The following is a 26786-nucleotide window of genomic DNA, read 5'->3' as shown; positions in this document are numbered from 1 at the left end:
GCAAAAATGGACATTAGGGATCTTCAAGGCTATGCCAGTTTCTTTATGACCATTTTTTTGGTAGTGATGTTGTATGGGTATATCATACACCTGTACAGAAGTGAAAAAAAAGGTGAGCGTGATTATGAAAAATACGGGAATATTGCACTGGATGATGAAGTCACAAGTACACCTGTAGAAGATAAACCCGCGTCAGAAAGAGAATATAAGGAGGAGAATAAATGAATGCATTAATGATAAAAGCATTGGCATTTGCAGCGGTATTGATCATTGCAACGATAGCTGTTGTAACGAGTTTGGATATTGATATCTTTGCAGATTCAGTCAATGCGATAACAATGGGGGGAGCAATAGCAGTCGCTACGATCACAGCATCGGTTGCGGTTAAATATGTCAATCAAATGAAAACAGACACAGCATCTGGTAAACTGGCAGAGGAAAACTGGGATGGTATCGGTGAATATGAAAATGAACTTCCTTCAGGTTGGGCATATTCATTCTTGGCTGTTTTCCTTTGGTCCATGTGGTATGGACTTATAGGGTATCCTGTGAATGCCTACAGTCAGATTGGTGAGTACAATGAAGATGTGATTGCTTATAATAAGAAGTTTGAAGAAATACACAAAAATGCAGATGAGGCAACACTTAAAGAGATGGGAGAGTCTATCTTTTTGGTACAGTGTCAGCAATGTCACGGTGTGACAGGAGATGGTCTTTCTGGTAAAGCACAGGACTTTACTGCAAGAATGAGTAAAGAACAAGTATTGGATGTGATCAATAATGGTCAAAACCAATTAGGGTATCCTATGGGTGCAATGCCTGGAGGTATGGCACAAGGTGCAGATGCTGAAGCGATTGCAGCGTATGTTGCCGGTGGCATGAAAGGTGAGCAGCCTGCAGCATTTGCAGCATGTGGTTCTTGTCATGGAATGGATGGTAAAGGCAACAATGGTATGTCACCAAACCTAGTATCTTATGATGCTGCATTGATGAATCATACGTTGCAGAATGGTAAAAAGGGTATGATCGGTAAAATGCCATCATTTAAGACACTTATTACACCAGTACAAGAGAAAGCTTTGACTGTATATATTCAGTCATTGTCAAAGTAAGGAGTTTCATATGGCAGAAAATACAAAACGAAGTTTATTTGGACTACATGGAATATTCGGGGTTTTGATCTCGATCGTAGGGTTACTTGCAATTTTGATTACCTTGATGCTCATGGTTGTTGTTGTACAAAGACATGCAGCGGTAAAGCCTTATGATCCAACTAAGATCAGAGATATACAGAATGTAAAAATGATCGATGTAGAGAATAAGCAGTATTCATTTATAGATGCAGAGAAAAAGGATTAATAATGATTAAATATATGGATAAAGTACTTATCGCGTGTATGGCTTTTGCTGCAGCTGCGGCACTCTATTTGTCACTGAGTGGCAACCTTTTATACGTAGGATAAAATATGTTCAAAGCAAAAGTAAGGGCAACCTTGCTTGCTTTGGTACTTCCTCTTCTTCTAAACGCTGGTCATATACTTAAAGATGACATTCTAAAAATTGAAGCTGCACAACTTATCAATGAGATGGGTGATGAACTTTTTTCAAAAACAGGTATCAATGGATATGTGATAGCAACCAATGAACACTTTCCTGTAGGTTTCAATCTGGTAGAGTATAGCAAGAAGTATGAAGCGCAGATGAGCAAGCCTTATGTCTTATTTATATTTGCACCACAGGCACGGATCACAGAGCAGACAGATACAAAGGGTAGGGTAGGATTGATCCCTTCATCTGATGCGATTCGCACTCTCTATGACTATAATGATGTAAGGGATGCTGCAGTGGATATTGTCTCTTCCAAAGACAGTAACTCAGATGAAGATAAACATAATATCGGTGTACTGCAGGCTTTTTCAGAGCTTGCAGAAGGCATTGCTCGCTCAAAAGGGGTTGAACTGACCAAGACAATACCGAATGAGACGCGGCATATGGTATGGGGGTTAAGTGTTTTGATCTACATCGGTTCATTCTTAGTACTCTGGATATTTGCAATCAGACCACTATATATGAGGATAAAAAATGGCAAAAAATAGCGCAAAAACATACTGGCCACATATGATACTTGGCTTTCTTGTACTCGGGATCACACTCAGTTACTGGACAGTAAAATCAGCATCATCGATACCGGTACAAGAGTCTAATCAATATATGCTCAAATACCAGATGGCTGATATGAATATTAATCAGATCATGGAGAAAAAAATAGCCTTTGATAAGGCATATGCCATCCATCTATTAAATGTGGAAACCATGGTCATGACAGATAATGTGAACAGTAACCGTCCTCAACCAAATCCTGTGAAATTGTTACAGGGTATGAATGCATTTTCTTATGAGGTGGTTACCAAAGACGGTACAAAAGTCTCTGATGCAAATGTCACCTTTTTACTGACACAGCCCCATAGTAGAAAAGAAGATAAACTTTTTAACAATGTTCCGTATGAGGATGGAAAATACCAAATCAGAGATGTAGAGATCACTAAAGCGGGAAGATACACCTTGCAGCTTAGAGCAGAAGTCGGCGATACGATAGGTTACTCTGAAATATCCGCTTATCTCAAACCATAAAATCTAAACATTTTGACAAGGTATAGTCTTGTCAACTTCTTTTTCTGTTAATATGACAGATTTTGTTTTTTTATCCTCCACTCTATGCTATACTACTCAGCATGAATCAACTCCATATTTATCCCACATCAAGAGCATTAAGAACCGTAAGTGCGGCACAGAAAGAACAGGATGGTTTTTTACCGGCACTCATGCGGATGGATGAGTTCGAACAGCGTGCTATTCTTCTGGATGATAAAGTACAGATAGATCCGCTACAGCGTATCCTTCTTTTACGTGAAGCAGCCTCGTTTCAAGCTTTTGAATCGTTGAATCTCAATCTTGAGCTGGTAAGGTTCTTTACCAAGAGTGATGCACTTTTCAAATTTTTTGAAGAGTTGGCTGCTGAACAGATAAGCTTTGATATTCTGGCTCAGGCAGATGCCTATGCAGAGTTTGAAACACATCTTGGGATCCTGGAACAACTTTTTGAGAACTATAGAAGACTGCTTGATGCAAAAGGTTTTACAGACAAAGCATTGATTCCCCATACCTATAGAATCAATGAGGGATTTTTACAAGCGTATGAAAATATAGAGATACATTTAGAAGGATATTTGAGCCACTTTGAGTTGGAGCTTATCGAAAAAATAGCCAAGCGCACACAGCTTATCATACATTACACAACCAGCCCATTTAATGTGAAGATGCAGGAACGTTTTGAAGCATTGTGTATCACTTTGGAAAACGATGCAATCGTAAGTTTTGATCTAAGCGATAAAAAAATAGTTTCGACACGGCCCAATGATGCAAAGATCAATGCGAATGTTTTCTCTGTGGAGGAACGACAAGAACAAATAGCGGTTGCTTTTGTCCAGATAGAAAAGATGGTCCGTTCCGGTATACCTCCCGAAGAGATCGTGCTTATTTTGCCTGATGAAAGCTTTAAAGAGCACTTTACCCTATTTGATACCCAAAATAATCTGAACTTTGCGATGGGGTATGATTATGCTAACGGCCGTATCTACAAATCACTTGAAGCACTGTATAGATATTGGCAAAGCTTTGAGAGTGAACACAGACAACTGTTGGAACGGTATGTATTTGATCTTGAAACGGTAGAGAAACTCTCTTCTACACAACGCTGTAACGTAGGACACTTTTTTAATGTGATAGAGGGCTTGGGACTGTTAGAGTGCCCACTGATTGACGGTGAAAATAAAAAGAAGATGAATGAGCGTGTCTATGAAAAGTATCTGCACTTTCTGAAAATATTTGCAAAAGAAGAGCTGCGTTTAAAAGAGTGGCTCTTCTTCTGGCTTAAAGCACTTTCCAAGATCACTATCGATGATGTTCGGGGCGGCATGGTCACGGTGATGGGTGTGTTGGAGACCCGGGGTGTGAGTTTTGAAGGTGTGGTCATCGTCGATTTTAATGAAGGGGTTGTCCCCGCAGCTTCAAGTAAAGACCAGTTTCTTAACTCTTCAGTCCGGGCTTTTGCCAATCTCCCTACTAAAAATGACAGAGAAGCGTTGCAAAAACAGTATTATAAACGCTTACTCGAACAAGCCAAAGAGGTAGCCATACTCTACAGCAGCAGTGACAATAAACTCCCCTCAAAATTCCTGTATGAACTGGGGCTTAAAGGTGCAGTACCGACACAGGTCCAGACTATGCTGCTTTATGACCAACCTTCACAGTGTGTAGAGGAAAAAGATCCGCACGTAGAGCATTTCAATGCAAAAGCAATCACTTGGTCTGCTTCAAGACTGAAAACCTATCTGGAGTGTAAGCGAAAGTACTACTATCGGTATATACAAAAGATAGAAGCAAAAAAAGAAGAAGAGCTGAATGAGGGTGCTTTTTTACATCTGCTTTTAGATCACTTATATAGAGAAAAAGCAAGTTATGAAAACGCTGATGAGATGCAAAAAAAGTTAGATATTCTTTTAGATCAGTTACTTCCTTTTGATGATTCTCAAACGGCATACAAAAAACTGCTCTGGAAAGAGAAATTAAAAGGATTCGTCACGTCTCAGATAGAGCATTTCAAGAGTGATTGGAGCGTGGTGGAGAGAGAAGTGGAAGTACATGGAGAGATTGGAGGTCTCCATTTCAAAGGACGCATAGACCGCATAGACCAGAACGCCACAGATACACTGATACTTGACTATAAAAGCGGCTCAACTGCTGAAGCCAACAAAACCAAGAATCTCGAGAATCTCGTAGATTTTCAGATGAGCATCTACCATCATATGCTTACAAAAAAATACCAAAATATCACTTTGGCTTTCGTCAAGATACTGGAGGGAGGTAGGATAGAGGAGATCACAGCACTTGAAGAGAAAAATGAAATCCTGGCCCAACATATCATAGACCTCAAACAGACCAACTCTTTTACGGCTGAAAAGTGTGAGGATCTGCAAAAATGCAAGTACTGCGAATTTACTTTGATGTGTGAGAGAGGAGAGTATCTATGAGTTTCAAACCTTTTTTGGCCTACTCAGCTTCTGCAGGGTCTGGTAAGACATTTGCACTCTCTGTACGGTACATTTCACTCCTTTTCATGGGAGAATCTCCGAGTGCTATTTTGGCAGCTACTTTTACTAACAAAGCAGCAGCAGAGATGCGTCAAAGGGTGGTCGATTCTTTACGTGGCTTGGCCGACAAAAACAATGAAGCATTCACGGATGCGATCTGTGTACAGACAGAACTCTCACGTGAGGAACTTTTACGCAAACAGCCTGAGGTTTTGGCGCGGTTCCTTGCGAGCAGTTCCTACATCGTTACACTTGACAGTTTTTTCTCTTCCATCTTGCGTTCGGCCTCTTTGGAGATAGGACTTGAACCGGACTTTGTCACCAAAGAGCAGGGTGAAGATGCGCTGGAAAAACATTTCCTCGAAGAGGTGCAGGCAGAGGGGGTACTTTCGAATTTAGTGAAGTTGGCTATGGATATCGAAGACAAACGTTTTATGAAGATCTTTGATCTGATGCAAAACTTTTATAAGGTAGACCCTTTATTGCCAAAGCAAGAAGAGGGAACTCTTGCTTTAGCCAGACAGGAAGAAGCATGTGAAAGCTTGAGAGTTAAGATGATCAAAGCGCTTAGCGATGCAGGGGCCCCGGCACGCTGCATGAAACAGTTTGACACAACGAGTATCAAAGAGTTATTTGGTAAATCTCTTTTTGAAAAAGAAACATTGGGAGAACACACGTGGTTCAATAAAGTAGCCAATGATGAGATAGAAGGACTCTATGCTTTTCTCAAAAAAGAGTTGGCACATTGGTCACAAGTGAAAGAGGCCATCATCCTGCATAATATCTTCAAGATATATGATTATTATAAAAATGCAACGATCACCAATGCAAAGTCCTCGGGTGTTCTAAGTTTTGATGATCTGACCTATTTTACCTACCGATTGTTACATGAAAGCCTCAGCAAAGAGTTTCTGTATTTCAAGATAGACTCCAAGTTCAAACATATCCTGCTTGATGAGTTTCAGGATACTTCTACGTTACAGTTTTTACTGCTGAAACCGCTTATCGATGAGATATTTTCAGGATATGGGCAGAGTGAATTTAAGAGCTTTTTTTATGTGGGAGATACCAAACAGTCGCTTTACCGTTTTCGCGGCGGGGTGGAAGAGCTGTTTGACAAAGTGGCCCAAAACTATGGAGTAGAGATACTGCCTATGGATACGAATTACAGAAGCTCCAGAAATGTTGTAGAGCAGGTCAACCGTTGGTTTGAGACCACTATGGAAGGGTACACGGCCCAAAAGAGCAGACCCGGAGCATCTGAAGGGTATGTTGAAGTACTGGAGTCTGAAGTACTCATAGAGGATGCCGTGACACAGGCTAAAAAACTTTTACAGATGGGTGTAGATATAGATGAGATCGCATTTTTGGTACATACGAATAAAGATGGACAGAGTTTACAAGAAGCGTGTGAACATGAAGGGATACACACACTTTTAAAAACATCCTCTTCATTAAAAAACATGCCTAAAATTGCTGCTTTGGTTGCCATGTGCGAGTATCTGTTCTTTGGTGAGAAAATAGATGCTCAGGCAATGATGCTCAAGGTAGGTAAAACTTTGGAAGAGGTAGATGTTTCCTGGTTCTCTGCCTTTATGTCTCCTTTACAGGTGACAGACAGACTGGTAAGAGAGTTTGGGTATTTTGATGATGATATGAATATTTTAAAACTATTGGAATTTGCTTCTGCTTTTTCAGATATACCTACATTTGTAGAAGAGTTTAAAAGTTCGAGTATTGCAGTGGCATCTAACTCCGTACACGGTGCAAAGATCATGACAGTACATGGATCAAAAGGTTTGGAGTTCGAGTATGTCATACTTTTGGACAAATTGACACGTAAAAATTCTGACAAGTCGGCCTTGATATATCATTACAATGATAACCTTTACATCGATAAAATCCTTTATAGAACCAAAGGCAGAGAAAACTTTGATGAGGCGTATGCGCAGATCATGGAAGAAAGAAAAGCTTCTGCATTAAAAGACAGTAAAAATGTACTCTATGTGGCTTTAACCCGTGCAGTGGAAGGGCTGATCGTTATTCGAAAGCCTAAAGACTCTGTTTTTGATGAAATAGGCATGCAGACAATGTGCATTGGTACATTGAAGGTGCATGAAACATCAAGTCGTGAGGCATTCACAAAGCACGAAGATACATCTGTCGTTATCTCGAACTACGGTACACAAGAGGTGAATTCTGCTGATGAGGAAGAAGAGAAAGATTACGAGGCTATTCTGTTTGGTACGGCATTGCATTATACCTTGGAGATGCTAGGCTCTTTTGATGAAAAGAGTTTGGAATTGGCTATACTGTCATTGAAAAATCGTTATGGACAGCAGTTGACTGATCCAAGTATGGCACAGATAGAAAATCGTATCAGAAATTTGATAGACCATCAAGCCTTCCAACAGATCCTCGATGGTGCCAAGGTCAGAAAAGAGCAGTCTCTTAGTTTTGAGGGGGAGTTGAAACAGATAGATCTTTTACTGGAGTATGAGGATCACTGTGTGGTCATAGACTATAAAAGTTCAAAGAAGTATGCACTGAAACATGAAAATCAGGTGAGATATTATCAAAAAGCCATAGCCAATATTACAGGAAAAAGAACAGAAGGAATGATCCTTTATCTGTTAGAAGAAGAAATAGAGATAAAAAACTTAAATTAATCTTAATTTAAATAAATTTTAAGTTTAAGTGGGTACAATCCGTCCACAAAAGAATATTTACAGTGTAAAGTGTTCTATTTAAACAAGGAAAATTCATGAAATTGACATCAGTTCTTAAACCTTCTGAAGTACAACGTGACTGGGTTCTGATCGATGCAGAAGGTAAAACTTTTGGTCGTATCTTAACTGACGTAGCGGCGATTCTTAGAGGTAAACATAAACCATCATTTACACCAAATGTAGATTGTGGTGATTACGTAGTTATCATCAATGCTGAAAAAGCAAAGTTCTCAGGGGTTAAACTTCAAGAGAAAGAGTATTTTACTCACAGTGGTTACTTTGGTTCTACTAAAAGTAAAAAACTTGATGATATGTTAGAAAACCATACAGAGAAACTTTATAAGCTTGCTGTTAGAGGTATGCTTCCAAAGACGACTCTTGGTAGAGCAATGCTGAAAAAGCTTAAAGTATATGCAGGTGCTGAACACCCACACACTGCGCAAATCAATAAGGGAGCGTAAGCATGGCAACTATGTACGCAACAGGAAAAAGAAAAGCAGCGATCGCTAAAGTTTGGTTGACTCCAGGTAATGGTGAAATGCTTATCAACGGTAAAACACTTGACCAATGGCTAGGTGGACACGAAACATTGAAGATGAAAGTGAGACTTCCACTTGAAGCAACAAAGCAACTTGAGTCTATGAACATTAAAGCTACGACACTTGGTGGTGGTTATGCTGCTCAAGCAGATGCACTTAAACATGGTATCACTAAAGCACTTGTAGAGTTTGAACCATCTTTCAGAGCGATCCTTAAGCCAATGGGACTTCTTACTAGAGACTCAAGAGTCGTTGAAAGAAAGAAACCAGGTAAGAAAAAAGCGAGAAGATCTCCACAGTTCTCAAAAAGATAGTCGATCTTTTCTCAAAGCTTGTCTTTGGAAAATCTCTTCGGAGATATATTTCGACTACTTTCCCCAAGGTTTTTCCTTGGTACTTTTTGCAAGAGCATTTCTCTTGCAAAATCTACATATGATACACTCCCTACTTTTTATCTATCGCCCCAATATGCACCAAAATAGACAGATATTTTAGTGGCTTTTACGTACAACGATCAACATTTTAATGTTAATTACAATAAACCGAATGAATTGCCAAATTTTACAGGTTCGCATAGCTCTTGCAAATTTACCCGGGATCATTGTCAAGTTAAATTGTTCATTTTGAAAATTTACTTCTTCTTCTTTCATGTTAACTCCTTTTTTTATAGTATTTTTCACGTTTAGTTGAGACTTTTTTATTCCGGGATCAATGTCCAACCTGGCTTGAGTTTTGCTTTGTAGATGAACATATGGTGTAGGATATGTTTGATCCAGTGACCTGCAAGACCGATCTCTCCAAAGGTATAGTCTGTATCACGGCCTGTTCCAGGGTACTTTTCAAAATTCGGTACCACAGGGTAGACTGTCATGGCTGCAGCCTGACCATCAAAAAGACCTTTGCCGGCACTTGCAACACAGGCAGCACCCATTTCTGCCATAGAAGCCTCATGGAGATGAGCGTTGTCTCCATTTTTGATCATATCGCATACAGAGTGGGCAACGGCTTTTCCAATGATCCCTGCAGGCATACCTGTTCTTGGCGGAGTAGGGTTGATCGGTGTACCGTTTGGAGAACTCATCGGCTTAGAGATCAGGTGTGGCGGTGCAAAGGCTATACCGCATGCAAAGATATTACTAAATGACGGGTTTTGGTAGGTTCTTGGCCAGTCAGATGCTTTCCAGTTCTCATAGGTGCCTGCATCATATTTTGCATCGACTTTCATAAAACCGTTTGGTGCAAAGAGGGTATCCGTGATATCTGAACCATCTTTGTCATACGCTTTGAGCCCCACACCTGAAAATGGCGGGATCAGCATAGAGAAGTCAAACTCTTCTTCGCCCATGGATCCATCCAAAAGTTCATAATGGAGCTTACCTGCTTCAATTTTATTGACATGGGCTCCGATGATCCATGGGACATTTCTTTCCGCATAAAGAGATTCAGCAAAAAGTTTGGAACTGACAGTATACCCTCCCACTTTCATATGCAGACCACCCATACCAAAATCACCTAGAAAGGATTCGTTTGAGATCCATTTGATATCCAGCATATCACGGATACCCGCTTTTCTGGCTTCATGTTCGATGTTAAAAATATACTCAAAGGCTGCTCCCTGACAGGTACATGTACCATGGCCTGTACCTATCAGAAGTTTTTGTCTTTCACCTGCTTTTGCTTTTTCAAACACTTTTTCCAATGCTTCATTTGCATGTACTGCATGGTCTGCCGTACAAACAGAAACAGTATGTTCTCCCAAACCACCTTTACCATTACCTAATCCCGGTGTTGCATCGAAGTTCAGTTTAGGTCCAGTGGCATTGATAAGATAATCATAGGTCAACTCTTCTGTTTGGCCTTTCGATTCTTCTTTTGTAGATGCTATAATGATGTACGGAGCATCACTCTCAGCTTTACCATTTGGATGGATTGAGACTGCCAAGGCCTGTCTGTAGTCGATCCCTGCTTTTTTATAGACCGGTGCGAGGGGGAAAACAACATCTTCTTTTGTCATCTCTCCTACACCTACCCAAATGTTCGATGGGATCCAGTTCCAATGAGAATTTGGAGTCACTACCACCACTTCATGCGCTTTTCCTAGCCATTTTTTTGCAAATGTTGCAGCAGTGTGTCCTGAAACGCCACCACCCATTACTACCAATCGTGCCATCTTCGTCCTTTTATAAATTGTATGTACCCATTCTAGGAAATAAATTTTTAAAAGAGAATTAAAATCAATAAAATTAATGATATATATCATAAAAACTTATTTCTGACGTAGAATACCTATAGTTTATACACCAAAAACAGATGCTACATAAATCAATATTATTGATCATATTGAGTCTCCATAAGTACGAATTAGCCTAAAATGACTAAAGTATGCTACTATTTTAGCTCTGATATAATTTAGAAGCAGTTCACGATAAGGGAAGATACAAATAGATGCAGATGGTTAGGATACAGATCTTTTTATTGATGATAGTATCATTGCTCCAGGCAGATGTTTGGAATAATCCTCACAGTAAGAAAAAGAGTGCCTCCAATACGCTTTTTAGCTCTTTTTCGCTCCCTCCTAAGAGATTGGACCCGGTTGTCTCCTATAATGCTAATGAGTGGGCATTCATCGGTCAAATCTATGAACCTCCGTTACAGTATAATTATCTTCAAAGACCTTATATGCTTGAACCACTGACACTCATGGAAATGCCAACAATACGGTATTTGAACAAAGAGAGAGAAGAAGTAGATGAAAATGATAAGAGTGTGGCATTCACTGAATACCGTCTGGACTTGAGAAAAGATGTTATGTATCAAAACCATCCTGCATTTGCGAAAGATGAAAAAGGGGACCTTCTTTATGCAGCATTGAGCCAAGAAGATCTTGAAAAGATAGAGACATTGGATGATTTTCCAAAGAAGGGTACACGTCATTTACTGGCAGCAGATTATGCCTATGCCATAAAGCGTATGGGGGTAAGGCAGAACCATTCTCCCGTTCTGGACACTATGCAAACCTATATTGTGGGGTTAAAGTCATATTCGAGTGCCATTACAAAGATAGTAAAAAAGAAGAAAGCAAAGAGGGAAGTACTTGATCTGCGTGCGTATGATATTGCAGGTGTAAAGGTTGTAGATGATTACACACTGGTCATAGAGATACATGGAAAATACCCGCAGTTTCTCTATTGGCTTACGATGAATTTCTTTGCACCGATCCCCTGGGAGGCAGATATCTTTTACCAGCAACAGGGTTTAGTGGCTAAAAATCTGACGCTCAATTGGTATCCTGTGGGTACAGGAGCCTATTATCTGGCAGAGAACAATCCAAATAAACAGATGCGTCTGGTGAAAAACCCAAATTTTCATGATGAGGTCTATCCCGGTTCAGATCATGAGGATACAGGGAATAAATTACCTTTTATAGATGAAATCATTTATGCACTGGAAAAAGAGAGTATACCTTTATGGAACAAGTTTTTACAGGGGTATTATGATGCTTCAGGCATCAGTTCAGAAGCGTTTGACCAAGCGGTACAGATCTCTTCATCGGGCAGTATGGGGCTAAGTGAAGAGATGCAGAAAAAAGGTATATCTTTGATCGGATCTGTGCAGCCTTCCATTTACTATATGGCCTTTAATATGGTAGATCCTATTGTTGGCGGATATACAGAGTCAGCTAGAAAATTAAGACAAGCTATTAGTATTGCCATTGATCAGGAAGAGTATATCTCTATCTTTATGAATGAAAGAGGGATAGCAGCACAAGGTGTGATCCCCCCTGGTATTTTTGGCTATGAAGAGGGGGAAGAAGGTACAAATAGTGTGGTCTATGATTGGGTTGACGGCAAGAGAGTACGCAAGTCATTGGCGTTTGCCAAGCAGCTCTTGGCGGAAGCAGGATACCCAAATGGTGTTTCAAAAAAAACAGGAAAGCCTTTGAAACTTCACTATGATACGACTGCTACGGGTCCTGATGACAGAGCTTTGATGGACTGGTATCGTAAACAGTTTGATAGTTTGGGGATACAGCTTGTGATACGTGCGACTGACTATAATCGCTTTCAAGATAAAGTACGTAAAGGAAAAACACAACTATTTTCATGGGGCTGGAATGCAGATTATCCGGATCCGGAAAACTTCCTCTTTTTGCTCTATGGAGGAAATGCCTCTATTGATACCAATGGTGTGGGGATCAACTCCTCAAATTATAAAAACCCGGTGTTTGACACACTCTTTGAAAAAATGAAAACGATGAAGAATACACCTGAGAGAATGGAAATTATACGTCAAATGATAAACATATCAAGAGAGGATGCACCTTGGGTGTGGGGTATTCATCCTAAGTCTTTGGCCTTGTCTCATGCATGGTACCGTAATGTAATTCCCAATGCCATGGCAAACAATACACTGAAGTATAAACGTATCGATGCTGCTTTGCGGGTAGAAAAACAAAAAAAATGGAATCAGCCTGCAGTGATGCCACTGTTCATCATGGTATTGTTTCTGGTGATCATGGCATTTTCACTTCGTCGTATTTACAGAAACAGACAAAACAGGGTGATCTTTCAAGAGGAGGGTAGATGTTAGCCTATATCATTAGACGTATACTCTATGCGATACCCATACTGATAGGGGTCAACCTTATTACCTTTATGTTGTTCTTTATGGTCAATAGTCCCGATGACATGGCAAGGGTACAGTTAGGTGCGAAACAGGTCACACCTGAACTTATACAGTCATGGAAAGAGCAGAGAGGCTATGATAAACCTCTTTTTGTCAATACCAAAGCAGAAGGCCTGTCACAGATGTCAGATACCCTTTTTGTACAAGAGTCACTCAAACTTTTCTCCTTTGATTTTGGTTTTTCGGACAGCAACCGTGATATAGGATCGGATATTAAAGAGCGGATGATGCCCAGTCTCTCCATTGCTTTACCTACATTTGTGATCGCACTGATCACCAACATCAGTCTGGCATTGCTTTTGGTACTTTTTAGAGGTTCCATGTTAGATACGAGTATGATGATCATTGCCGTGATGATCATGTCGGTCTCCGGTCTCTTTTATATCATTGCAGGGCAGGTCCTATTTTCCAAAATATGGCACTGGGTACCTATATCGGGCTATGAGAGTGGATGGGATGGTATAAAGTTCATTCTCTTGCCTGTGATGATAGGGGTGTTTTCGGGTATAGGGTCAGGTGTACGTTGGTACAGGAGTATCTTTTTAGAGCAGATCAACCAGGATTATGTACGTACCGCAAGGGCCAAAGGACTCTCTGAAATCAAAGTATTGTTCGGACATGTGCTTCGTAACGGTATGCTTCCTATTTTGACAGGGGTGGTGGTGATCATTCCTTCACTCTTTATGGGAAGTCTTATTATGGAATCCTTTTTTGGTATTCCCGGACTTGGTTCATACACGATCGATGCGATCAATTCGCAAGATTTTGCTATCGTTAAAGCGATGGTCTTTTTAGGTTCGGTCCTTTATATCCTGGGATTGATCTTGACAGACATCTCCTATACACTTTTTGATCCGCGGGTGAAGCTCTCATGAAATTGGTATTACTTTGGACAGACATCTTGGTATGGTCATTGATGATAGTACTTTTTCTGGGGTCATGGGTGATCTCGCGTTCTCCTCAAATTAAAGCACAGTGGCATGCGATCTTTAGATCCAGTATCGCGATGGCCTCTTCGACGGTACTTTTGTTCTATCTATTGTTCACGTTGCTTGACTCTGTACATTTGCGTTTGGCACTGCCTCTTGAAGGACAAAAAAGTCAGGAGGTCGTGTATGGATCTGAGATGGTCTCCCTTCTGGATCTGATCTTTGAACATAACATTCAAAATACAGAGCGTACCTACTCTGCACCTTTTGCCACGGTGGAGTATACAAGTTCCATCATGGTAGATGAAAATGGTATGACCAAACAGGTACACCTGCCGTTAAAACATGTTTCCACAAAAGATAACGTTCTACAAGAGTCTTTGTTCGCATTGGGTGTGGGGTTGATAGTGAGTCTGTCACTGGTCGTATTGCATCTCTGGTGGAGAGAGCGATCAAGATTTATGCTTGCATGGAAAGAGATGTGGCAAGGAGAGAGTGATTTGCCGTGGCGTACGGCTTATGTGACATTCATCGTATTGGTGATGGCATTTACCTGGCTTTATATGCTGAGCTACTCTTATCATGTATTGGGTACAGATAAAGTAGGCAACGATGTGCTTTATCAAAGTTTCAAGAGCATTCGTACCGGGGTCCTCATCGGAATACTTACCACACTGATCATGTTACCTGTAGCTGTGATCCTGGGTGTAAGTGCAGGATTGTTTGGCGGTTGGGTAGATGATGTGATCCAGTATATCTATACAACACTCTCTTCGATCCCGGGTGTACTGCTGATCGCAGCAGGGGTACTCTCTATGCAGGTGATGATGAGCAACCATCCCACATGGTTTGAAACCACTCTTGAACGTTCTGATCTGCGTTTGCTCTTTCTTATTTTGATCCTTGGGATCACTTCATGGACAGGTTTATGTAGACTGCTTAGGGCTGAGACGCTTAAGATTTCCCAAATGGAGTTTGTCACCGCAGCCAAAGCATTTGGCGTGAGCAAGCTTACGATTATCCGTCGTCATATAGTGCCTAATCTCATGCATATTATTCTTATCTCTGTGGTGTTGGACTTCTCTGGCCTGGTACTGGCTGAAGCGGTACTGTCATATGTGGGTGTAGGGGTCGATCCAACGATGCACTCATGGGGAAACATGATCAATCAGGCGCGACTTGAGATGGCGAGAGAACCTATGGTGTGGTGGTCACTCTTTTCGGCATTTGTATTCATGTTTATTTTGGTTTTGGCAGCCAATCTATTTTCTGACCGTATTCAAACGGTACTGGACCCTAGGAATAAAGTATGAGCAGTATCTTAACCATTAAAGATCTGTCGTTGAGTGTGGGGAGTGACATCTTGTTGGATCGTATCAGTTTTGAGATTCAACACGGAGAGATCTTTGCTTTAGTGGGCGAGTCCGGATCCGGTAAGTCTTTAACCTCATTGGCTATCATGCGACTGCTGCCTGAGGTCATAGCTGTGCGTTCAGGAGAGATCTATTTAAAAGATAGTGCATTGTTTACCCTGCCAGAAGCACAGATGCAAAAAGTACGAGGTAAATCAATAGCGATGATCTTTCAGGAACCTATGTCCGCCTTGAACCCGGTTATGACAGTAGGTTCGCAAGTTGCAGAAGTACTCAAGGTGCATTTGGGGCTCAAAAAAGAGCAGATCAAAGAGAAGGTACTCTCCCTATTTAGGGAAGTGGCATTGAAAGATCCTGAAGAACGTTACCACTGGTATCCGCATCAACTCTCTGGTGGACAAAAACAAAGAGTGATGATAGCCATAGCACTGGCCTGTGAACCTGACCTGCTTATTGCTGATGAGCCTACAACAGCATTGGATGTTACGATACAGGCACAAGTACTCGGGTTACTCAAAAAGATATGTAAGCAAAGAGATCTCTCTATTTTGTTCATCACGCATGATATGGCCGTCGTCTCAGAAATGGCTGACAGGGTTGCAGTCATGAAAAAAGGAGAGATAGTCGAGCAAGCAGCGTGTAAAGATTTTTTTACGTATCCACAACATGCTTATACGCAGCGCTTGTTGGCAGATGCCAGGACTACAAAAGCCTACACCAAAGTAGAAAAAGGTTATGAACCCTTAATTGAGGTAGAAGGGCTAAAAGTACATTTTCCCATCAAAAAAGGTTTTTTCCAAAGAACAACAGGGGTTGTCAAGGCAGTAGATGATGTCACATTTTCTATTGCAAAGGGAAGGACCCTGGCACTGGTGGGAGAATCCGGAAGCGGTAAAAGTACCATCGGTAAAGCAATACTCTCACTACTGGATGAGACAGATGGAGAAGTGCGTTTTGAGAACCAAAATCTGGTTGGGTTGGATAAAAAAGCTTTAAGTCCATACAGACGTAAGATACAAGTGGTGTTTCAAGATCCTTTTTCTGCACTGAACCCCCGGATGACCATAGCCAATATCATCAGAGAAGGTATGATAAGTTTGGATGTGGGACCAAAAAGTAGAAGAGAACAAGATAAGTATATTGCGGCACTTCTTTTAAAAGTGGATTTGGAAGCTGCCCACATGCATCGTTATCCGCATGAGTTTTCAGGAGGACAACGTCAACGCATAGGTATCGCAAGAGCATTGGCAGTAGAACCTGAACTGATCATTTGTGATGAACCTACTTCAGCACTGGATGTCACTGTACGGACACAGGTTCTGGATTTACTGAGCCGATTGCAAAAAGAATCAGGGGTCTCGTATCTGTTTATCACACATGATCTCTCTATTATCCCTATGATAGCCGATGAGGTGGCTGTGATGAAAGAGGGTAAAATAGTCGAACAAGGGTTAGTGAAAGATGTGATGGAAGATCCTCAGCATCCTTACACACAAAAATTACTTGCTTCAGCACCAAAATTAATGCATAAAGAAAGAGAAGATGATAATACTATTTGATTTAGACGGAACACTGATTGATTCAACAGAAGCGATACTAGAGAGTTTTGATGTTGCATTTAAAACATTTGGTACAGCAGTACCGGATGAGGAACGTATTAAAGCAGAGATAGGACATCCTTTGGATGTGATGTTTGCAACATTGGGCGTTGAAGCATCTTATGTGGATGCACATGTGCAGGCCTATAAGAGGCACTATAGAAAGATCTCATGTGCGAAGACCGTATTGCTTCCTGAAGCAAGAGAAGCGGTGGAACTAGCAAGTCAGCATGCCAGGCTTGGGGTTGTGACGACCAAAACGGCCAAATACTCCATAGAGCTTTTGGAACATATGGGGTTGATGACCTATTTTGATGTATTGGTAGGCAGAGAGGATGTGGAAAATCCCAAACCGCATCCCGAACCTATCTTTAAAGCGTTGTCCAAATTGCAGAGTGAAAGAAATATCTATTGGATGATAGGTGACACACCGATGGATATATTGGCAGCCAATGCGGCAAAGATCAATAGTGTGGCAGTCACATGCGGATATGCAGATGAAACCTTACTACTGGAGCATACGGATAATGTCTCTAAGAGTGCACTTGAGGCTGTGAAGTTCATTACTCAATTATAATACAAATTAAAACGCTATAATCAAAAAAATAGTTTGAAGGAAATTTTATGCCATTATTAGACAGTTTTACTGTAGACCATACGAAGATGATCGCACCTGCGGTACGTGTGGCTAAAAAGATGAGTAGCCCAAGCGGAGATGATATTACAGTCTACGACCTGCGTTTTTGTGTACCCAATCAGGAAGCATTGCCGGAAAAAGGTATCCATACATTAGAACATCTGTTTGCAGGTTTTATGCGAGACAATTTGAACAGTAAGGATGTGGAGATCATAGATGTCTCTCCTATGGGATGCCGTACAGGATTCTACATGTCAGTGCTCGGATCACCAAAAGCCAAAAAGGTAGCCAAAGCGTGGAAGAAGTCGATGAAAGATGTACTTGGCGTTGAAAGCAAAAAAGATATCCCGGAATTGAATAAGTATCAGTGTGGCACATACAAAATGCATTCATTAGATGAAGCACAAGCGATTGCACACACGGTATTGGACAGAGGTGTAGGCGTGATGGACAATAGAAAACTGAAAATGACAAAAAAACAGATCAAAGAGGCAAACAAATAGTGTTCAGCCTGATACCTGCAGATATGCTTGATGTATAATAAATCGTTAAGAGAAGATAAAAAGCTGGTACTGTGTGAAGATGGTACCCATACGCTTTTTTCTGTTGAATTTGACGAACCCTACCACTCTACCAAAGACGGTGCACTGCATGAGTCTTTAGAGAAACATGTAAAACCCGCATTGACTTTCAGCCAAAACAAGAGTGAACTGACGATTTTGGATATCTGTTTTGGTCTGGGGTATAACACCTTTGCCACACTCTATTACATCAAAACACAGGGCTTAAAGACAAAAGTCCACATACTTTCTCCAGAGTTTGATGAAGGGCTTGTCCGCTCTTTGGACACTTTTGATTTCCCTGACGAGTTCGAGAGTATCAGAGAGATCATAAAAGCGATCAGTGCTGATTTTTACTATGAAGATGAACAGTTCAAAATAGAGATACTACTGGGTGATGCAAGAGAGAGTATTCCAAAGATCGAAGACAAAATAGACATCATTTATCAAGATGCCTTCAGCCCCGCACACAATCCACTGCTTTGGACAAAAGAACACTTTGCAGATATAAGAGCACTTTGCAAAGAGGATGCACTGCTTACCACCTACTCAACAGCAGCAGCTGTACGTTTGGGACTGTATGAAAATGATTTTTTTATTTTTGTACACCGGGCTGAAATGATGCGTTTTTCGACGATCGCTTCTTTGAAGATGTTAGATGGATTGGAATATATCGATATGGAACTGAAAAAACTGCGTAATCCCCAGGCACGCAGTATGAAAGATGAAGCGTATCTAAAAGATATGGACCGTTAGCCAGAGTGTACCATTTTGTGTATACAGCACACGATGGGGTGTGTTTGCGGGGATGAAGAGTGTATCTCCTCTTTTCAGTGTTTGCTCTGCCTCATTTAAAAGCAGTGTTGCTTCACCTTCGAGCAAGACCAGCCATTCATCCTCTTCCTGTAGATATTCTGTTTCGACTAAATCATCTGAGCTGACGATACGGTTTATTTTGATATTTTTATGTTCAAGAAGCGGGGTAAAGGTTTCACCGCTTTGAGGTGTGACAGTGTCATAAATATTCATTAGTATGTCATCTGCAAGCTGTCAATCTCTTCCCAGCTCATACTTTTTTTCGAATTTCTGTGTGCCAGGATATGGTCGATGTATCGTGCAAACATATCGGTCTCTATATTCAGTTTGGTTCCCACTTTATAATTTTTCATCAGGGTCTCTTTGAGTGTGTGTGGGATGATGGTGAGTCTGAAATAATCTGCACCTACATCATTGACGGTCAAAGAGATACCGTCTATGGTGATAGAGCCTTTAGGTATGATATGAGCGATGTATTTTGGATCCACAGTGATGATGAAGTCCGTGGCATTCTCTCTAGGCGTGATCTGTGAAACCGTACCGACACAATCGACATGCCCCTGTACAATGTGCCCTTCAAAACGGTCATGCATCATCATCGCAGGTTCCATATGCACAGCACCGGAGAGCTTACTCTCATCGATGATGGAACGTGTTTCATCTGCCAGTTCAAGTTCAAAACCGTCACTGTGCAGGTTGATAACCGTTAAGCAGACACCATTGATAGCAATAGAATCACCAAGTTTTGCGGGATGTTTAGACTGTATCGTTAATATATTATTTTGGTAGCTTTTTACTGTGGCGATTTCACGTATCAGACCTGTAAACATAGACTCTCTTTTTTTAGATATAATTCGATTATTATAGCAAAATATATATTTTTTCTTGTTCCAAGCCTCGGTTTGTGAACAGGAGGTAAGGTTTTTTTTATGAATTATGATGTCATAGTCATCGGTGGCGGACATGCGGGGATAGAGGCTTCTTTGGCCTCTGCACGTATGGGAAGTAAAACATTGATGATCACAATATTAGCAGAACAGATCGGTGCATCTTCCTGTAATCCGGCCATAGGCGGATTGGCCAAAGGTCACCTGGTCCGTGAAGTCGATGCACTTGGTGGTGAGATGGGTCTGTGTACAGATAAAACGGGGATACAGTTCCGTACGCTCAATGCTTCCAAAGGTCCGGCAGTAAGAGGGAGTCGTGCACAGATAGATATGGATGAGTATCGTATCTATATGCGTAATGTTGTACTCAATACGGAGAATCTTGATGTTAAACAGGAGATCGCAGAAGGTCTGATCATAGAAGAGGGTGAGGTCAAAGGTGTCACGACACAGTTGGACAATACTTACAGGGCACCTAAGGTCATCATCACGGCAGGTACATTCCTTAACGGGCTTATCCATATAGGTGAAAAAACACAAACAGCAGGACGACAGGGTGAATTTGCCTCTGTAGAGCTGGCAGAGTATCTGCGTGGACTGGGGTTGAATATCGGACGTCTTAAAACAGGAACCTGTGCGCGTATCGATGCGAAGACCGTGGACACATCGGGTATGGAGATACAACCGGGAGACACCCCACCGCCGCCTTTTTCCTTCAGAACGGATAAAAAGACATTTAATCCCAAGCAACTGCCATGTTATGTGACCTACACCAATGAAGATACCCATGAGATCATTGAGAGTAATTTCTATAGAGCACCGATGTTCTCAGGACAGATAGAAGGGGTGGGACCGCGCTACTGTCCAAGCATCGAAGATAAGATCAATCGATTCAGGGACAGACCTAGACACCAGATCTTTGTAGAGCCTCAGACGATCGATGAAACCGAGTATTATATCAACGGTATGAGTACCTCTTTACCGACGGATGTACAGCTTGAGATGGTACGCTCGGTGGCAGGGATGGAAAATGCGAAGATCGTCCGCTACGGTTATGCTATAGAGTATGATTATATACAGCCGACAGAGCTAAAACATACGCTTGAGACAAAGAAGATCAAAGGACTCTATACCGCAGGTCAGATCAATGGTACGACAGGGTATGAAGAAGCAGCAGCACAGGGGCTGATGGCAGGGATCAATGCTGCATTGAGCATACAAGGGAAAGAACCTTTTATTCTTAGACGTGATGAAGCCTATATCGGGGTACTGATAGATGACCTGGTGACCAAGGGGACCAAAGAACCATACCGTATGTTCACCAGTCGTGCAGAGTACAGACTTCTTTTACGGGAAGACAATGCAGATATGAGACTTTCCCATTACGGAAAAGAGCTGGGTCTTTTGGATGATGCGTATATCAAACGCTTTGAAAAGAAAAAAGCCGATATTGAAGAGGCATTGGATTACTTGAGAGTCCATCATGCCACGCCTACCAAAGAGTTCTTAGCCAAACTCGAGTCTATAGGGGCGATGAAGATCAATGACAAAACCTATATGATGGATGTCATAGGGCGTGGTGAATTCAACAGAGAAAAATTAATTACGCTTCTACCGGAATTTGACAAGTATGATGATGAGGTGATAGAACAGATTTTGATCGAAGCAAAATACAGCCGTTATATAGAAAAACAGCAGCAGCAGATCCTGCAAATGGATGATATGCTTAAGATTAAAATTCCAGAAGGTTTTGCCTATAGAAATATCGCAGGATTAAGCAATGAGATCGTAGAAAAACTTGAACTTGCTACGCCACCTACACTGTTCGCTGCGTCACAGATATCAGGTGTGACCCCTGCGGCTTTGGAAATTATACATGTGCATATCAAAATGGCGCAGAAAAACAAAAAAAAATGATGCACCGGTAAGCGAATAAACGGATATTATACCATTGTCACTCAACTCCAAACTCATTTTTCTGGTTTCACCTCTTTGTAGGTGTAACCTGTTCCAATTCAAAATACAAACATCGAAATAGATTTTCATTCCATTCTCATTTTATCTATAAGTCCACCTTTGGGTAAGTGAAACGAGAGAAATGTATATACTTTAATTATAATAAAAGTATTAAAATAATTTATTATTATAAATATAAATTAAATCTATAATATTTTTAATTTATGTTTCTTTTACACTTCTTATTTAACCATAAGTACAATACAATATAAACATAGTTTTAATTGATGGAGGATCAAAGATGAAAGAAAACGAAAAAGGTCGTCGAGACTTTATGGGTATGGCACTGGGTGCATGTGCTGCTGTAGGGGGTGTAGGTGCACTTTATGCTGCAAAACGCACATGGGACCCATTGCCGAGTGTCAAGGCAGCTGGATTTACTACGATCGATCTAAGTATGGCGCAAGAAAATGTACTGAATGTTGAAAAATGGAGAGGAAAGCCGATCTTTATTTTGAAAAAATCAGCAGATATGAAAGCAGATGACAGAGATATTGTGATTGGTACAGATAGATATCATGTTTCTATAGGTCTTTGTACACACTTAGGATGTATTCCTGCCTATGAGAAAGACCAGCATAAATTCAAGTGTGCTTGTCATGGTGGAGAGTTTGATGCAAGTGGACACCAAATTTTCGGTCCTCCTCCAAGTCCACTTGAAATTCCTCCATTTAAAATAGAGGGCACAAAGCTTGTGCTGGGTGAGACAGGTCCAGAATATCAGAAAATGTTAGATGCCGGTCTAACAGTATAAGGGGAGGGGAGTTATGGCACATTTTGAAAAAGCAAACAGTCTGAATGAGTGGTTGGATCAGCGTTTAGCGATCAATACACTCAAAAGAGTACTCAATACAGAATACTGGATCCCAAAAGACATAAACTTTCTTTGGGCTATGGGTATGGTCCTGGCAGCAACATTCGGTATGCTCGTGATTTCAGGTATCTTCTTACTGATGTATTATAAACCAGATACAAATCTGGCATTTGATTCTGTGAACTATACGATCATGAGTGAAGTAGGATATGGTTGGTTATGGAGACATATTCACGGTGTGGGTGCATCGATCGTATTCCTTATCATCTACATTCATATGTTCACAGGTATCTATTATGGTTCCTACAAAAAAGGTAGAGAATTGATCTGGCTTTCGGGTATGGGACTCTTTGTTGCATTCTCAGCAGAAGCTTTCTCAGGATATATGCTACCTTGGGGACAGATGAGTTACTGGGCCGGTATGGTTATTACAAACCTCTTCTCAGGCGGTTCACTTGAAGCCTATGGTTTGGTTGAGTGGATACGTGGTGATTATGTCCCGGGTGATGCATTCTTAACAAGATTTTTTATGTTGCATGTATTGTTGCTTCCATTGGTGATCATAGGGCTTATCGTATTGCATTTCGGTACGCTTAGAATTCCGCATGTCAACAATCAGGAAGGTGCAGAGATCGACTTTAAAGAAGCAGCTGACCTCTGGAAAGCCGGTAAGAAAAAAGAGTCTAAAGTTATTCCATTCTCTCCGGTATTCTTGAGTAAAGATGTCTTTGTAATGGGTGTCTATTTTATACTCTTCTTCTACTTGGTGTTCTATAACTTTAACTTCGCGATGGACCCGGTGAATTTTGATCCGGCAGACGGATTGAAGACACCGGCACATATTTATCCTGAGTGGTACTTCTTGTGGTCTTATGAGATCCTGCGTCCATTTGGAAAAGATGCCGGTTTGATCGCGTTTGGTATTGCACAGGCAGCCTTGTTCTTCTTACCATTTATCGATAGAAGTCCAAATGTGGCTCCGGCACATAAAAGAGGACTTTTCCAAGTATGGTTCTGGGTATTATTGATCGATATGATCGCACTGACTGCTTTGGGGAAATTGCCACCGACAGATCCTACATTTGCTCTTTTAGGTAAGATCTCTGCATGGACGTTCCTGGCACTTGGACCGATCCTGGTGGTGATCACTATGTTTGAGAAAAAAATAGAGAAAGGAGCATAACATGAGAGAGTTGAAAATATTAGCCGTTGTTGTCTTCTTTTCGTTATTGACCTATTATTTGGTAGAGCCTTATGCACACCATGAAATGCACAAGAAAGTAGATGCCCAAGGAAATGAGATAAAAACAGAGAGTCATGGATTTATCTATGATGGTACAGCTGACATCGTTGAAGCAGAACGTGCAGGTGATGCCTCTAAACTGGCGGCAAAAGAAGCATTCTGGGCTGATGTAGCAAAAGTGGCTAAACTTGAAGGAAATGCTGCAGCAGGTGAAGCTGGTTTTGGTTTATGTATGGGATGTCACAATGGTGCAAACATGAACATGGGTGGTGTAATACCGCCAAATCTTGATCATGCAGGTACAATTTATGATAAAGATTATCTCATCGCACTTATCAAAGATCCTGCTATGGCATCGAACGTGGATCATAAGTATGCAGATACGATGATGCACCCTATGGGTTCGATCAAGTCTATGATGACTGATGATCAGCAGATTGCAGATGTGGTAGCCTATATACTTGAGAACAAAGCAGGTGAAGTAACCCCTAAAGAAGCTTATATGGAAGCATGTATGAGATGTCATGCCGTGCGTTACGGGAAACTGACACAATTGGGTGAAACACCTGCATTTAAACATGAAAAAGAGGCACTTGCCTATAAGATAAAAGTGATAGATGAACAGGACGCAGTGAAAGCCTATATGGGTAAACTTCCTCCTGATCTTTCCATGATCATCAGAGCAAGAAGTGAACACTTCATGGAGACATTTATAGAAAATCCACAAAGCCAATTGGCCGGTACCTCTATGCCTAGAGTGGGATTAAGTCATGAAGGCTATGAGAAGGTCAAAGCATACTTGACTGAAGTGGGTGATCCAAGTAAAGAAAAAAGAGAAGCGATCGGGCCGATCGTGATCGGTTTCTTTATCCTCTTCTCACTTCTTGCGTTGTTGTGGAAGAAATCACAATGGAGAGATCTACACTAATTTAGTAACTTAGGACAGGGAACTTCCTTGTCCTCACTTTTTTTATACACATTATCCCTTTTTTATCTACATTTAGGTACCCTAAGAAAAAATTTGAAGAAATTTTAAAAAATTATACATTGGATTTTATATGCTTATAGATGGACATGGCCGTACAGTCAACTACTTACGTATCTCAGTGACAGAACGTTGTAATTTCAGATGTCAGTACTGTATGCCGGAAAAACCTTTTTCATGGGTACCTAAAGAGAACTTACTTACCTTTGAAGAACTTTTTTTATTTGTCAAAGTTGCCATTGATGGAGGGGTAACGAAGATTCGTCTGACCGGTGGGGAACCGTTACTCAGAGAAGACCTGGATAAATTTATCAAGATGATATCTGATTATAAGCCCGATATCGATCTGGCATTAACAACCAATGCGTATCTTCTTCCTGAAGCAGCACAAAGACTGAAGGATGCTGGCCTTAAAAGACTGAATATTTCACTTGATTCACTGAAGGCGGATGTGGCAGCGAAGATCGCAGGAAAAGATGTACTTCCCCAAGTGCTTAAAGGTATTGATAAAGCTTTAGAAGTGGGACTTAAAGTGAAGATCAATATGGTACCCCTTAAAGGGATCAATGATGGTGAGATCCTTGATATCCTGGAGTACTGTAAAGCACGTAACATCAAAGTACGTTTCATAGAGTATATGGAAAACAGACATGCGGATCAGGCACTCAAGGGTATGCATGGTAGAGAGATACTTGAGAAGGTTAAAGAGAGGCATACGATCCATGCCTTAGGACGGGAAGGAGCCAGTCCATCGTTTAATTATGCGCTTGAAGATGGTACAGAGTTTGGATTGATAGACCCACATAAGCATGATTTCTGTGAAAGCTGCAACCGTATACGTTTGACTGCTGAAGGGAATCTCATTCCCTGTCTCTATTTTGATGAAGCGATGAGCATTGCAGAATCAGTGAAAAAGGGTGATATCCACGGTGCAGCAAATGTCTTGGCCCAGGTACTCAAAGACAAACCCAAAGAGAACCGTTGGAGTGAGGAGAACCCTAATGAAGAGAAAGAGATCTCCTCACGTGCCTTTTATGAAACTGGTGGCTGATGTTTTACCTTACTGAACAGTTTTTCTCGATCCAGGGTGAAGGTAAATACGCCGGGGTGCCTTCGTACTTTTTACGTACAGGCGGATGTAATTTGAACTGTCCCGGTTTTGGTGCCAGTTATGAAGTCAACGGTGAAGTACGTTATGGCTGCGATACCTATTTTGCTGTAGACAGTGCCTATGCCAAATCCTGGATAAAAGTAGATGAGAGCAAAACACTGATCGACAAACTTCAAAATGAATTCACCCATATAGGCTATAAACCGCATGTGGTCATTACAGGGGGTGAGCCCCTGATGTATCATAGTGACAAAATCTTTTATGCAGTCATTGAGTGGCTGGTTTCAGAGGGGATAGAGGTCACTTTTGAAACCAACGGTACGATCATGATAGATTTTGAAACGTATCCTGCCTATCGCTCCTGTGTCTTTGCCCTCTCTTTAAAACTGGCCAATTCAGGTGAACCTGAAGAGAAGCGTATCATCCCTCAGGCACTTCGATCCATGCGAGATCATGCCAAAGAGTCTTTTTTGAAATTCACCATCGATGCGGAGCTGGTCAAGACGTCCGCAGAGGATGAGATAGCATCCATCCGGCAGATACTGCCTGAGCTTCCGGTCTATTGTATGCCTGTGGGTGAAAGCAGGAATACGATTTGGAAAAATGACAAAGCAGTGTTTGAATTCTGTATGAGACATAATTTTAGGTACAGTGACAGATTGCATATACGTGTTTTTGATACCACACAGGGTGTATAACCTAAATTTTAGCTA

At 41.2% G+C, this 26786-nt stretch carries 26 protein-coding genes; 22 read left to right on the top strand and 4 right to left on the bottom strand.

All coding sequences use genetic code 11. The annotated features are described in order from the left end of the window. Positions 1-6 precede the first annotated feature (6 nt). The 9 genes from SULAR_RS10090 to rpsI all read left to right on the top strand — a co-directional run bounded on the left by SULAR_RS10090 (position 7) and on the right by rpsI (position 8732). Positions 7-225 carry a cytochrome c oxidase, cbb3-type, CcoQ subunit gene (locus SULAR_RS10090; protein WP_008245682.1) on the top strand — a complete coding sequence of 73 codons (219 nt, stop codon included), beginning with the start codon at positions 7-9 and terminating at the stop codon, positions 223-225. Then, entirely contained in the window at positions 222-1112 is an 891-nt protein-coding gene (locus SULAR_RS10085) for a c-type cytochrome (RefSeq protein WP_008245680.1), read from the top strand. The genes SULAR_RS10090 and SULAR_RS10085 overlap by 4 nt, the downstream gene beginning before the upstream one ends. Positions 1113-1122: 10 nt before the next feature. Further along, complete coding sequence (locus SULAR_RS10080; RefSeq protein ID WP_008245678.1) at positions 1123-1359, top strand: DUF4006 family protein; 237 nt, start codon at positions 1123-1125, stop codon at positions 1357-1359. A gap of 107 nt (positions 1360-1466) precedes the next feature. Further along, positions 1467-2096, top strand: a complete 630-nt coding sequence (locus tag SULAR_RS10075) for a hypothetical protein (protein WP_008245677.1) — start codon at positions 1467-1469, stop codon at positions 2094-2096. Continuing rightward, positions 2083-2631: a FixH family protein gene (locus tag SULAR_RS10070; RefSeq protein WP_008245674.1), complete on the top strand. Its 549-nt coding sequence runs from the start codon at positions 2083-2085 to the stop codon at positions 2629-2631. The genes SULAR_RS10075 and SULAR_RS10070 overlap by 14 nt, the downstream gene beginning before the upstream one ends. Before the next feature lie 101 nt (positions 2632-2732). After that, positions 2733-5090 carry a PD-(D/E)XK nuclease family protein gene (locus tag SULAR_RS10065; protein ID WP_051002508.1) on the top strand — a complete coding sequence of 786 codons (2358 nt, stop codon included), beginning with the start codon at positions 2733-2735 and terminating at the stop codon, positions 5088-5090. Beyond that, positions 5087-7819: a RecB-like helicase gene (locus tag SULAR_RS10060; protein WP_008245669.1), complete on the top strand. Its 2733-nt coding sequence runs from the start codon at positions 5087-5089 to the stop codon at positions 7817-7819. The genes SULAR_RS10065 and SULAR_RS10060 overlap by 4 nt, the downstream gene beginning before the upstream one ends. Before the next feature lie 95 nt (positions 7820-7914). Further along, a complete protein-coding gene (gene rplM, locus SULAR_RS10055) occupies positions 7915-8340 on the top strand; it encodes a 50S ribosomal protein L13 (RefSeq protein WP_038000538.1) in 426 nt (141 codons plus the stop codon). Positions 8341-8342: 2 nt separating this feature from the next. Beyond that, positions 8343-8732, top strand: coding sequence for a 30S ribosomal protein S9 (rpsI, locus tag SULAR_RS10050; RefSeq protein ID WP_008245665.1), 390 nt, complete (start codon positions 8343-8345; stop codon positions 8730-8732). A 177-nt stretch (positions 8733-8909) separates the two neighbouring features. On the opposite strand, the gene SULAR_RS11270 is transcribed toward rpsI, so the two are convergent. Both SULAR_RS11270 and SULAR_RS10045 read right to left on the bottom strand, forming a co-directional pair. After that, complete coding sequence (locus SULAR_RS11270; RefSeq protein WP_008245664.1) at positions 8910-9068, bottom strand: hypothetical protein; 159 nt, start codon at positions 9066-9068, stop codon at positions 8910-8912. Between the two features lie 47 nt (positions 9069-9115). Beyond that, positions 9116-10588: an NAD(P)/FAD-dependent oxidoreductase gene (locus SULAR_RS10045; protein ID WP_008245662.1), complete on the bottom strand. Its 1473-nt coding sequence runs from the start codon at positions 10586-10588 to the stop codon at positions 9116-9118. 275 nt (positions 10589-10863) lie between these two features. Between SULAR_RS10045 and SULAR_RS10040 the strand changes: the two genes are divergently transcribed. Genes SULAR_RS10040 through SULAR_RS10010 form a run of 7 tightly spaced genes read left to right on the top strand, consistent with a single transcriptional unit; the run spans position 10864 to position 18957 of the window. Then, on the top strand, positions 10864-13008 hold the full coding sequence (locus SULAR_RS10040; RefSeq protein ID WP_008245661.1) for an ABC transporter substrate-binding protein: 2145 nt from the start codon (positions 10864-10866) through the stop codon (positions 13006-13008). Continuing rightward, positions 13002-13979 (top strand): ABC transporter permease, encoded by a 978-nt coding sequence (locus tag SULAR_RS10035; protein ID WP_008245657.1) that lies wholly within the window; start codon positions 13002-13004, stop codon positions 13977-13979. The genes SULAR_RS10040 and SULAR_RS10035 overlap by 7 nt, the downstream gene beginning before the upstream one ends. Next, positions 13976-15346 (top strand): ABC transporter permease, encoded by a 1371-nt coding sequence (locus tag SULAR_RS10030; RefSeq protein WP_008245654.1) that lies wholly within the window; start codon positions 13976-13978, stop codon positions 15344-15346. Before SULAR_RS10035 ends, SULAR_RS10030 begins: the two co-directional genes overlap by 4 nt. After that, on the top strand, positions 15343-16965 hold the full coding sequence (locus SULAR_RS10025; protein ID WP_008245653.1) for an ABC transporter ATP-binding protein: 1623 nt from the start codon (positions 15343-15345) through the stop codon (positions 16963-16965). Before SULAR_RS10030 ends, SULAR_RS10025 begins: the two co-directional genes overlap by 4 nt. After that, entirely contained in the window at positions 16949-17581 is a 633-nt protein-coding gene (locus SULAR_RS10020) for an HAD family hydrolase (protein WP_008245651.1), read from the top strand. The genes SULAR_RS10025 and SULAR_RS10020 overlap by 17 nt, the downstream gene beginning before the upstream one ends. 47 nt (positions 17582-17628) lie before the next feature. Then, positions 17629-18144 (top strand): S-ribosylhomocysteine lyase, encoded by a 516-nt coding sequence (luxS, locus tag SULAR_RS10015; RefSeq protein ID WP_008245649.1) that lies wholly within the window; start codon positions 17629-17631, stop codon positions 18142-18144. A 30-nt stretch (positions 18145-18174) separates the two neighbouring features. Next, positions 18175-18957, top strand: coding sequence for a tRNA (5-methylaminomethyl-2-thiouridine)(34)-methyltransferase MnmD (locus SULAR_RS10010; RefSeq protein WP_008245648.1), 783 nt, complete (start codon positions 18175-18177; stop codon positions 18955-18957). Here SULAR_RS10010 and SULAR_RS10005 read toward each other — a convergent pair. Both SULAR_RS10005 and ribE read right to left on the bottom strand, forming a co-directional pair. Then, on the bottom strand, positions 18937-19230 hold the full coding sequence (locus SULAR_RS10005; RefSeq protein ID WP_008245647.1) for a cupin domain-containing protein: 294 nt from the start codon (positions 19228-19230) through the stop codon (positions 18937-18939). The genes SULAR_RS10010 and SULAR_RS10005 overlap by 21 nt on opposite strands. Next, entirely contained in the window at positions 19230-19847 is a 618-nt protein-coding gene (ribE, locus tag SULAR_RS10000) for a riboflavin synthase (RefSeq protein WP_008245645.1), read from the bottom strand. Before ribE ends, SULAR_RS10005 begins: the two co-directional genes overlap by 1 nt. Before the next feature lie 99 nt (positions 19848-19946). Between ribE and mnmG the strand changes: the two genes are divergently transcribed. The 6 genes from mnmG (at position 19947) to SULAR_RS09970 (ending at position 26771) form a co-directional block, all read left to right on the top strand. Further along, entirely contained in the window at positions 19947-21821 is a 1875-nt protein-coding gene (mnmG, locus tag SULAR_RS09995; RefSeq protein ID WP_008245643.1) for a tRNA uridine-5-carboxymethylaminomethyl(34) synthesis enzyme MnmG, read from the top strand. 340 nt (positions 21822-22161) lie between these two features. Then, positions 22162-22674, top strand: coding sequence for a Rieske 2Fe-2S domain-containing protein (locus SULAR_RS09990; protein ID WP_008245641.1), 513 nt, complete (start codon positions 22162-22164; stop codon positions 22672-22674). 13 nt (positions 22675-22687) lie between these two features. Then, positions 22688-23917 (top strand): cytochrome bc complex cytochrome b subunit, encoded by a 1230-nt coding sequence (locus tag SULAR_RS09985; protein ID WP_008245639.1) that lies wholly within the window; start codon positions 22688-22690, stop codon positions 23915-23917. Position 23918: 1 nt separating this feature from the next. Beyond that, on the top strand, positions 23919-24905 hold the full coding sequence (locus SULAR_RS09980) for a c-type cytochrome (RefSeq protein WP_008245637.1): 987 nt from the start codon (positions 23919-23921) through the stop codon (positions 24903-24905). Positions 24906-25035: 130 nt separating this feature from the next. Then, positions 25036-26013, top strand: coding sequence for a GTP 3',8-cyclase MoaA (gene moaA, locus SULAR_RS09975; RefSeq protein ID WP_008245635.1), 978 nt, complete (start codon positions 25036-25038; stop codon positions 26011-26013). After that, a complete protein-coding gene (locus SULAR_RS09970) occupies positions 26013-26771 on the top strand; it encodes a 7-carboxy-7-deazaguanine synthase QueE (protein WP_008245633.1) in 759 nt (252 codons plus the stop codon). The genes moaA and SULAR_RS09970 overlap by 1 nt, the downstream gene beginning before the upstream one ends. Positions 26772-26786: the final 15 nt, after the last annotated feature.

The organism is Sulfurovum sp. AR (assembly GCF_000296775.1).
GTDB lineage: Bacteria > Campylobacterota > Campylobacteria > Campylobacterales > Sulfurovaceae > Sulfurovum > Sulfurovum xiamenensis.
This window is presented reverse-complemented; position numbering and strand designations above follow the sequence as displayed.

What these genes read in the sequence shown, in the direction of transcription:
- SULAR_RS10010 (WP_008245648.1), top strand. Translation starts at nt 18,175, where the DNA reads ATGTATAATAAATCGTTAAGAGAAGATAAAAAGCTGGTACTGTGTGAA.
- rpsI (WP_008245665.1), top strand. Translation starts at nt 8,343, where the DNA reads ATGGCAACTATGTACGCAACAGGAAAAAGAAAAGCAGCGATCGCTAAA.
- SULAR_RS10040 (WP_008245661.1), top strand. Translation starts at nt 10,864, where the DNA reads ATGCAGATGGTTAGGATACAGATCTTTTTATTGATGATAGTATCATTG.
- SULAR_RS10035 (WP_008245657.1), top strand. Translation starts at nt 13,002, where the DNA reads ATGTTAGCCTATATCATTAGACGTATACTCTATGCGATACCCATACTG.
- SULAR_RS09970 (WP_008245633.1), top strand. Translation starts at nt 26,013, where the DNA reads ATGTTTTACCTTACTGAACAGTTTTTCTCGATCCAGGGTGAAGGTAAA.
- luxS (WP_008245649.1), top strand. Translation starts at nt 17,629, where the DNA reads ATGCCATTATTAGACAGTTTTACTGTAGACCATACGAAGATGATCGCA.
- SULAR_RS10080 (WP_008245678.1), top strand. Translation starts at nt 1,123, where the DNA reads ATGGCAGAAAATACAAAACGAAGTTTATTTGGACTACATGGAATATTC.
- SULAR_RS10025 (WP_008245653.1), top strand. Translation starts at nt 15,343, where the DNA reads ATGAGCAGTATCTTAACCATTAAAGATCTGTCGTTGAGTGTGGGGAGT.
- ribE (WP_008245645.1), bottom strand. Translation starts at nt 19,847, where the DNA reads ATGTTTACAGGTCTGATACGTGAAATCGCCACAGTAAAAAGCTACCAA.
- SULAR_RS10020 (WP_008245651.1), top strand. Translation starts at nt 16,949, where the DNA reads ATGATAATACTATTTGATTTAGACGGAACACTGATTGATTCAACAGAA.
- SULAR_RS11270 (WP_008245664.1), bottom strand. Translation starts at nt 9,068, where the DNA reads ATGAAAGAAGAAGAAGTAAATTTTCAAAATGAACAATTTAACTTGACA.
- SULAR_RS10075 (WP_008245677.1), top strand. Translation starts at nt 1,467, where the DNA reads ATGTTCAAAGCAAAAGTAAGGGCAACCTTGCTTGCTTTGGTACTTCCT.
- SULAR_RS10005 (WP_008245647.1), bottom strand. Translation starts at nt 19,230, where the DNA reads ATGAATATTTATGACACTGTCACACCTCAAAGCGGTGAAACCTTTACC.
- mnmG (WP_008245643.1), top strand. Translation starts at nt 19,947, where the DNA reads ATGAATTATGATGTCATAGTCATCGGTGGCGGACATGCGGGGATAGAG.
- SULAR_RS09990 (WP_008245641.1), top strand. Translation starts at nt 22,162, where the DNA reads ATGAAAGAAAACGAAAAAGGTCGTCGAGACTTTATGGGTATGGCACTG.
- SULAR_RS10070 (WP_008245674.1), top strand. Translation starts at nt 2,083, where the DNA reads ATGGCAAAAAATAGCGCAAAAACATACTGGCCACATATGATACTTGGC.
- SULAR_RS10090 (WP_008245682.1), top strand. Translation starts at nt 7, where the DNA reads ATGGACATTAGGGATCTTCAAGGCTATGCCAGTTTCTTTATGACCATT.
- SULAR_RS10030 (WP_008245654.1), top strand. Translation starts at nt 13,976, where the DNA reads ATGAAATTGGTATTACTTTGGACAGACATCTTGGTATGGTCATTGATG.
- SULAR_RS09985 (WP_008245639.1), top strand. Translation starts at nt 22,688, where the DNA reads ATGGCACATTTTGAAAAAGCAAACAGTCTGAATGAGTGGTTGGATCAG.
- rplM (WP_038000538.1), top strand. Translation starts at nt 7,915, where the DNA reads ATGAAATTGACATCAGTTCTTAAACCTTCTGAAGTACAACGTGACTGG.
- moaA (WP_008245635.1), top strand. Translation starts at nt 25,036, where the DNA reads ATGCTTATAGATGGACATGGCCGTACAGTCAACTACTTACGTATCTCA.
- SULAR_RS10045 (WP_008245662.1), bottom strand. Translation starts at nt 10,588, where the DNA reads ATGGCACGATTGGTAGTAATGGGTGGTGGCGTTTCAGGACACACTGCT.
- SULAR_RS10065 (WP_051002508.1), top strand. Translation starts at nt 2,733, where the DNA reads ATGAATCAACTCCATATTTATCCCACATCAAGAGCATTAAGAACCGTA.
- SULAR_RS09980 (WP_008245637.1), top strand. Translation starts at nt 23,919, where the DNA reads ATGAGAGAGTTGAAAATATTAGCCGTTGTTGTCTTCTTTTCGTTATTG.
- SULAR_RS10060 (WP_008245669.1), top strand. Translation starts at nt 5,087, where the DNA reads ATGAGTTTCAAACCTTTTTTGGCCTACTCAGCTTCTGCAGGGTCTGGT.
- SULAR_RS10085 (WP_008245680.1), top strand. Translation starts at nt 222, where the DNA reads ATGAATGCATTAATGATAAAAGCATTGGCATTTGCAGCGGTATTGATC.